This window comes from Microcystis sp. M31BS1, assembly GCF_020245285.1.
GTDB lineage: Bacteria > Cyanobacteriota > Cyanobacteriia > Cyanobacteriales > Microcystaceae > Microcystis > Microcystis panniformis.
Genome location: NZ_JADBVE010000362.1, coordinates 1 through 5,983, shown reverse-complemented (window position 1 = coordinate 5,983; position 5,983 = coordinate 1). Strand labels below are relative to the sequence as shown.

8 protein-coding genes and 1 pseudogene are annotated in these 5,983 nt (G+C 42.3%); 3 read left to right on the top strand and 6 right to left on the bottom strand.

The annotated features are described in order from the left end of the window. Window positions 1-511, bottom strand: a 511-nt coding sequence (locus IM509_RS20380; protein WP_502882268.1) for a nuclease/transposase family protein, incomplete at its 3' end; no start/stop codon positions are given. Between the two features lie 702 nt (window positions 512-1,213). On the opposite strand from IM509_RS20380, the gene IM509_RS20375 reads away from it, so the two are divergent. Together IM509_RS20375 and IM509_RS20370 are read left to right on the top strand one after the other, a co-directional pair. Next, window positions 1,214-1,414: an NblA/ycf18 family protein gene (locus IM509_RS20375; RefSeq protein ID WP_002791926.1), complete on the top strand. Its 201-nt coding sequence runs from the start codon at window positions 1,214-1,216 to the stop codon at window positions 1,412-1,414. Between the two features lie 133 nt (window positions 1,415-1,547). After that, the gene (locus IM509_RS20370) at window positions 1,548-2,429 is read left to right on the top strand and encodes a universal stress protein (RefSeq protein WP_072925224.1); all 882 of its coding nucleotides are present in this window, start codon (window positions 1,548-1,550) and stop codon (window positions 2,427-2,429) included. Window positions 2,430-2,751: 322 nt separating this feature from the next. Here IM509_RS20370 and arsC read toward each other — a convergent pair whose 3' ends face one another. The 4 genes from arsC to IM509_RS20350 all read right to left on the bottom strand — a co-directional run bounded on the left by arsC (window position 2,752) and on the right by IM509_RS20350 (window position 5,440). Next, a complete protein-coding gene (gene arsC / locus IM509_RS20365) occupies window positions 2,752-3,150 on the bottom strand; it encodes an arsenate reductase, glutathione/glutaredoxin type (RefSeq protein ID WP_052275457.1) in 399 nt (132 codons plus the stop codon). A gap of 23 nt (window positions 3,151-3,173) precedes the next feature. Then, complete coding sequence (gene arsH / locus IM509_RS20360) at window positions 3,174-3,821, bottom strand: arsenical resistance protein ArsH (protein ID WP_052275458.1); 648 nt, start codon at window positions 3,819-3,821, stop codon at window positions 3,174-3,176. Window positions 3,822-3,830: 9 nt separating this feature from the next. Then, window positions 3,831-4,976: an ACR3 family arsenite efflux transporter gene (gene arsB / locus IM509_RS20355; protein WP_052275459.1), complete on the bottom strand. Its 1,146-nt coding sequence runs from the start codon at window positions 4,974-4,976 to the stop codon at window positions 3,831-3,833. Window positions 4,977-5,101: 125 nt separating this feature from the next. Next, window positions 5,102-5,440 carry an ArsR/SmtB family transcription factor gene (locus IM509_RS20350; RefSeq protein WP_002737698.1) on the bottom strand — a complete coding sequence of 113 codons (339 nt, stop codon included), beginning with the start codon at window positions 5,438-5,440 and terminating at the stop codon, window positions 5,102-5,104. A 175-nt stretch (window positions 5,441-5,615) separates the two neighbouring features. On the opposite strand from IM509_RS20350, the gene psb30 reads away from it, so the two are divergent. Further along, a complete protein-coding gene (gene psb30, locus IM509_RS20345) occupies window positions 5,616-5,735 on the top strand; it encodes a photosystem II reaction center protein Ycf12/Psb30 (RefSeq protein WP_002736367.1) in 120 nt (39 codons plus the stop codon). Window positions 5,736-5,851: 116 nt separating this feature from the next. On the opposite strand, the pseudogene IM509_RS20340 reads toward psb30, so the two are convergent. Continuing rightward, a pseudogene (locus IM509_RS20340) lies at window positions 5,852-5,983 on the bottom strand (IS630 family transposase); the annotation flags it as partial.

The window sequence follows — 5,983 nt, the reverse complement described above, 5'->3', positions numbered from 1 at the left end:
GAAACTGGCAATAATAACCGTCAGCACGTCTAACAACTCTTACCCGTCTAATCTGTTGCTCTGAATAATAAACTAAGGTCTTTTGACTACACCATAAATCAAATTCTCCTGCTTTAAAGCCATCAGTGAACTTGATTTTACGTCGATCATCTGATAGTTTGTAGCCCGTTAGTTTATACTCAACCGAACGGTTATGTTTTTTGAACCGAGGAAAACCCTTTTTTCCCGGTATCTTAGCATGACAATTCTGATAAAATCTATTAATTGATTGCCAGGCTCTATCAGCAGCCGATTGACGAGCTTGAGAGTTTAATTTATTAACCCATGGTGTCTCTTTATTTTTAGCTAGTACCGCGCAAAGTTTTTGGAGATCATTGCGGGTTGTCCCTTGATTGGACCGCCAATAACGAACACAAGAATTACGCACAAACTGAGAAGTTTTGATAGCTTCATCAAGCCGGTGATATTGCTCTGGTGTTCCGTTTTTTAGCTTTGCTTCTACGACTAGCATCTAACAATCCTCGACCCTTGGCTAAGTTAATTATAACACAGTTTACCCACAGATTGTGGAATTAAACCGATGCTCTGCGGTTGATATTCTGGTCGGATTTCATCCCCCGCAAAGCTGAGTATCTTGTCGAAAAATGTAGCGGGGGCATTCATCCGACATTTTAGGTAAAAACTTGTGCGACATTCCGTGCCTGTATGCTGATTTTTTTAAGGCAAACAGAGCTAAGGAGGATGTTTCCCAGCGATAAGCTTGTAGTTTCTGCACGATAGCGGCTGTGTCCGTCAATTTTGACTATCCTTAACGATTTCAACGAGAGGGACGGGATCTAGGGGTTACGTTTTTAGCTGTTAACAGGCCTAATCATTCAACTTACCCGATTTATGTCGCTCTTTTCGATTATTACAGAATGTTTACACAATTTGTCAAATATTTTCTCTCGCCCTGGGCTACCTAAGTATAACTACTTAAGTATTTGTTCACAGTAAGCAAAATTTTATTAAAACTCTTGCTAAATGTATCATTATATGCTTCTTTCCTTTTGACGGCGGGGTATCCTAGCTAACAGGAGGGGAAAAGCAAAACCCTCTTTACAGATACATTGACACTTTGTCAAGTATTTGTTACATTAGTTAAAGAAAAGAGGTGATACCAATCACCCATCTCGCTTGTTATCAACCACTGTCTTCATCGAGGAGAAACACCATGTCTCAACCGATCGAACTTTCCTTAGAACAACAGTTCAACATTCGTTCTTTTCAGACTCAGGTAGAAAAAATGAGTCAGGAGCAAGCGCAGGATTTCCTGATCAAGCTCTACGAACAAATGATGGTCAGGGAAAATATGTACAAAGCTTTTCTCAAACACCAGTGGGGTCTAGATTCTAATCCCTGGGCTTCCCAATAACTCATTTCACCCCTGCGGGCGACCTCTTTCTCCGGCTGGGTTTCTGCGGAAACGAGCTAGGGATGCGGGGCGCATTTCTTCACCTTTTTAGCTATTCTTAGGGAAGAATAACCGAATTGCTAGGGGTTAATTTATGTTCGAGCGCGCTTTGATCTGTACAGATCTTTTCGATGGTCTCCATCGTCTTGTCCATTGTGTGCCACACTTAGCCCTGAGCGGCTTAAAACAAGTTATCTTCCTCCACAGTATTCCGATTTGGGAACAACCCACCCTAGCTGCCGTAGATCAAGGAAAAATTGACGCGGCTAAAGAAAAATTATCCCCAGCTTTAGCAAATATTCCCGACGGCATGACAGTTATTGTCGAAATCTCTAACCGTCGTCCCGTGGATGCCGTGCGGGAAATCCTCGCGCATCACTCTATTGACGTGATTTTGATGGGCAATCCCATGCGCGGTGCCGTCCAAGAAAAATTATTCGGTAGTACCAGTTTAGCGATCGCAGGTATTACCGATATTCCGCTGCTGATTTTCCGACCGCAATTATTATCAGTTTATACTCGCGATGAATTAGCCCTGCGCTGTCAGCATCTCTGGAAACATTTATTAATTCCCTACGATGGCAGTCCCGACGCAATTTATCTAATTGAACAGATAGAAAAATACGCTCAAACTCGCTCCCCCGGTTCTTTTGAGCAATGTCTCCTCGTCCGGGTAGTGGAAAATATCAGTCGCGATCCCAGTGTCACCGAATCTCGTTTAAATGATGCCCATCGGGAATTAGAATCGGTGCAAGCGCGACTAGAAAAACTCGGTTTGCAAGTACAGAGCCAAGTGCGACAGGGAACACCTGTATTAGAAGTTTTGACGGCAGCAGAAGAAGATGATATCAGTGCGATCGCTGTGGCCACCTCCCATCGTTCTAATATGTTGGAATGGTTAGCTGTGCGTCGAATTAATGAAGATATTCTTCATCAACTGTGGTTTCCGCTCTTATTTTTCTCCCCCAAGGGATAAGCTATAAAAAAGATTCTCTTGGGGATAAACCACAGAGACACAAAGAACACAGAGAGGAAGACAGATTCGAGCGCTAAAATCTATCACACAAACGACAAGAGAACCGCAAAAATTTGGCAGAAATTAACTTAAGTAAATAGTTATAATTAAATTAAAGATGGATTTTGCCTCTGATCCCCACTGCCCCCTAGGGTTGATTCATAGTAGGGTTGATTCATAGTAGGGTTGATTCATAGTAGGGTTGATTCATAGTAGGGTTGATTCATGAATCAACCCTACCCTACCACCCTTGATAAGGGGGGTGTCTGACAACTTTTAAAACCTACCTACTTAACTGCTCGATTAATCCGATAACTTTAGCCTTAATTTCATCGCGAACTCGGCGAAAAGTTTCGATAGGTTGACCATCGGGATCATCAATTAACCAATCCTCGAAAATTTCCTGTAAAACCCATCCTTCCGGCAGATTGACACCGCAACCACATAGGGAGATAACTGCATCGTAATCTTCAGGATTAAAATCCCTAATTGATTTGGAAGTTTGGTCAGTAATATCGATACCAATTTCCCCCATAACTTCGATTGCTCGGGGGTGAACTTTGGCCGCTTCTAATCCGGAACTGGTGACAGCAATTTTGCCCGCACCTAAAGTTTTAGCGAAACCTTCGGCGATTTGGGAACGACAGGAATTTTTTCTACAGGCAAACATGACTCTTTTCATGATTTTAACTCCTAGGAATTGATTTAATTAATAGCTTTATGGGCAATTGTGACTATTTCTTGGGCGGCTTTTTCCTTTCTTTCACTATAGCGATCGGTCAGATAATCTACCTGATCTCGCAGGAGAATGGTAAACTTATAAAGTTCCTCCATTACATCAATAACTCGATCTCGATAGGGGGAATCTTTCATCGTGCCATCCTCGTTAAACTCCTGATAAGCTTTAGCCACCGAAGACTGATTGGGAATAGTAAACATTCGCATCCAACGACCAAGAATTCGCAGAGTGTTAACCGCGTTAAAAGATTGGGAACCTCCGCTTACTTGCATGACTGCTAAGGTGCGGCCTTGGGTTGGCCGAATCGCACCAATACTCAAGGGAATCCAATCAATTTGGTTTTTGATAATGCCGCTAATATTGCCGTGAAGTTCGGGAGATGACCAGACTTGACCCTCAGACCATTGACTTAATTCTCGTAATTCTTGCACCTTGGCATGAGTATCGGGAACACTGCCATAAATCGGCAATTCACGGGGATCAAAAAAGCGCACTTCTGCCCCATATTCAGTGATAATTCTGGCCGCTTCTTCTGCTAATAAACGACTGTAGGAACGTTCCCGCAAAGAGCCATACAGAAAAAGAATTCTCGGTTTGTGAGTCGATTGGATCATGGTGAATAATTATTTGTAAGGACTCAAGCAACGAGGATCGAGAAGGGTAGCTTTTTCTGGATCTCTGGGAAACCAAAAGGCGGTTTTTTTACAGAATTCTACCAACATTAACATCACAGGTACTTCAATCAATACCCCCACTACTGTCGCTAAAGCAGCCCCCGAATTCAATCCGAATAACATCACCGCAGTGGCGATCGCTACCTCAAAATGATTACTAGCACCAATTAAAGCAGCGGGAGCGGCATCTTCGTAAACTAAATTGAGTTTGAGAGCGGCCACATAACTAAGAAAAAAAATCAGATTAGTTTGAATAAACAGGGGAATAGCAATCAGGAAAATATGCAGGGGATTACTAACAATTAAATCGCCTTTGAAAGCAAAAAGCAGGATTAAGGTTAACAATAAGGCAGTGATTGCCACAGGACTGAGATAGTGAAGAAAACGCGATTCAAACCAGGCCCGTCCTTTATGTTTAAAAATCCAGTGACGGCTATAAATACCAGCAATAAGCGGTAAACCAACGTAGATTAACACAGAAAGAACAATGGTCTGCCAGGGGACTACAAAATTATTAGCTGCCAGTAACCATTTACCTAGGGGAGCGTAGAGAAAAAGCATCGCTAGGGAATTGACTGCTACCATAATTAGGGTATGACCCTGGTTACTGTAGGAAAGATAGCCCCACATCAAGACCATGGCCGTACAGGGAGCAATTCCTAGTAAAATGGCTCCAGCAGTGTAGGAACTAGCTAAACTTACCGTCTGTCCTCGGATAATCTCCGTTTGACTCAACCAAGGCAGAAACAGCCAGCCGAGAAAAAATTGAGCCAGCGCCACCATGGTAAAGGGTTTGATCAGCCAATTAACCACTAAAGTTAAAATAACTGGTTTGGGAGTACGGGCAGCCCGAAGAGCTTGAGAAAAGTCGATCTTAACCATGATCGGATACATCATGAAGAAAAGACAGATGGCGATCGGAATAGAAACGTTATAGATACTCATGGCATCTAAAGTCCGCGCTACGTCCGGAAATAACCGACCGAGGGCAATTCCCGCCAAAATACAGAAAATAACCCAAAGGGTAAGATATTTTTCAAAAACACTAAGGCTACCACCAGCTTTGGCGGCTTTAGGATTGATTTGATTAGTCATCGCACAAAGGTGGAAAGGGAATGATGGGAGATTGGGTAATCCACCTTTATTATTTCAAAAAAAGTTGATATGTCAAGGGTAAAAGCCAGTCATAAAGCTTTAATATTTCTAAAAATCTTGATTGGTTACTGATTTTCCTCGCAGAAACGAGCGGGGACGAGGGCAGCAAAACGACGATATTCGGATAGATATTCTTCTAGGAGAAGAAATTGAGATAGATTCAGGCTGTAGTAGATCCAACGACCCTCTTGACGACTGCGGACTAAATTGGCTTCTTTTAGCGTTTTTAGGTGAAAAGATAATTTAGATTGGGCGATATCAAGATGGTCGCGCAATTCACAGACGCATAATTCCTGATGTCGCAACAGTTGCAAAATTTGCAGTCGCAGGGGATCCGAGAGTGCCTGAAAACCAGTATAAATCTGGGTTAACGAGTCGGGAGATGTGGTCAGAGAGTTGAACATTGAGATGGTCCCTCGGTGGGAAGGAAAGAGGAAAGCGGGAAAATTCAGAATTGCAACAAAACTTTATGTATTTTTGTATCGAATCAGGAAAACCAGCGAATCATCCCCTGTATGATAGACAATGGTTTTGACCAGATTAGCCTTTTAAATCATTGTAAACAGGTTAGGAGACATCATGGAATTATTTGCGGCTCTCAATTTAGAACCCATTTTTCAACTCACCTTCGTGGCGCTAATCATGTTAGCTGGCCCCTTTGTCATTTTCCTACTAGCTTTTCGTGGCGGCGACCTATAAAAACCGCCTCCCACCCATTGTTATTCGTGCTTTTTTTGACTTCTCTCCTCTTTAGGGAGAGATTTTTTGTCTAAAAGTCAGTCATCAGTCATCAGTTATCAGTTATCAGTTATACTTTAGACGTTCATAATCTGAGATTTATTAAACTTCTGAAATCGTAGAGTCAGCAAGGAATCCAGTTCTTTTTTATGTTTCAAATGGGCATCATTCAAACATTCATAAATGGCTGAAGAAAAGTCAGAAAAGTT

Excerpts from the sequence above, each read along its gene's own strand:
- IM509_RS20350 (WP_002737698.1), bottom strand. The coding sequence starts at position 5,440 with ATGTTCAACTCTCTGACCACATCTCCCGACTCGTTAACCCAGATTTAT.
- psb30 (WP_002736367.1), top strand. The coding sequence starts at position 5,616 with ATGGAATTATTTGCGGCTCTCAATTTAGAACCCATTTTTCAACTCACC.
- arsC (WP_052275457.1), bottom strand. The coding sequence starts at position 3,150 with ATGAAAAGAGTCATGTTTGCCTGTAGAAAAAATTCCTGTCGTTCCCAA.
- arsB (WP_052275459.1), bottom strand. The coding sequence starts at position 4,976 with ATGACTAATCAAATCAATCCTAAAGCCGCCAAAGCTGGTGGTAGCCTT.
- IM509_RS20375 (WP_002791926.1), top strand. The coding sequence starts at position 1,214 with ATGTCTCAACCGATCGAACTTTCCTTAGAACAACAGTTCAACATTCGT.
- IM509_RS20370 (WP_072925224.1), top strand. The coding sequence starts at position 1,548 with ATGTTCGAGCGCGCTTTGATCTGTACAGATCTTTTCGATGGTCTCCAT.
- arsH (WP_052275458.1), bottom strand. The coding sequence starts at position 3,821 with ATGATCCAATCGACTCACAAACCGAGAATTCTTTTTCTGTATGGCTCT.